Here is a 759-nt window from a genome sequence, read left to right on the forward strand (position 1 = left end):
CACCGGGTTCGCTTCCGACTAAGTCGGATACTATACCTTCAGTATAGTGGGTTGCCCCATTCGGAAATCTGCGGATCAATTCATATGTGCTAATCCCCGCAGCTTATCGCAGCTTGTCACGTCCTTCATCGCCTCTGAGAGCCTAGGCATCCCCCATACGCCCTTAATAAGCTTATCTATTTCGATAATTATTATTTTTATTTTACTCTTAAATCATTGCTCCTAATCTGTCCTAAAACAAACCAAAAGCAATTAACTCTCGTATTCTTATATATTCTCAATATGTCAATGAACGTTTTGCCCCCTCCCTGCTCCCCCAAAGGGGTAGTGATAGTTACTTACCATCTCCTCCCCTTTAGGGAGGCTGGGTGGGGCTCTGTCATAATATTTAAACTCAATTAAATACTACCATTCTTCACTATAATAGCCTTAAATTCTGTCTGATTACTTTAAAAAGTAGTCTCAGGCAGACTCCCTTCGATGCAGCATTTAACATGCTTTACTCAGGATAAACTTCTCGTCTCCCATTCGACTAAAAAGTAGTCTCAGGCAGACTCGAACTGCCGACCTCTACATTATCAGTGTAGCGCTCTAACCAGCTGAGCTATGAGACTGTAGGCTTTATAATGATAATTAAATTGACAATTAGAAACACAAAAGCTTTATCCTAATCATTACCTGATCAAAGCTTCATTAATTCCCTTTCTCTAAACGTCTACTGCAATTTATCAATTGCAATACTCTAAAAAAGGAGGTATT

1 tRNA gene and 1 rRNA gene are annotated in these 759 nt (G+C 39.8%); both read right to left on the reverse strand.

The window, feature by feature from the left end:
• Positions 1-177, reverse strand: a 23S ribosomal RNA gene (locus LB454_RS13950); the annotation flags it as partial.
• A gap of 363 nt (positions 178-540) precedes the next feature.
• Positions 541-614: transfer RNA gene (locus LB454_RS13955), tRNA-Ile, on the reverse strand.
• Positions 615-759 lie beyond the last annotated feature (145 nt).

This window comes from Psychroflexus montanilacus, assembly GCF_020164535.1.
Lineage (GTDB): Bacteria > Bacteroidota > Bacteroidia > Flavobacteriales > Flavobacteriaceae > Psychroflexus > Psychroflexus montanilacus.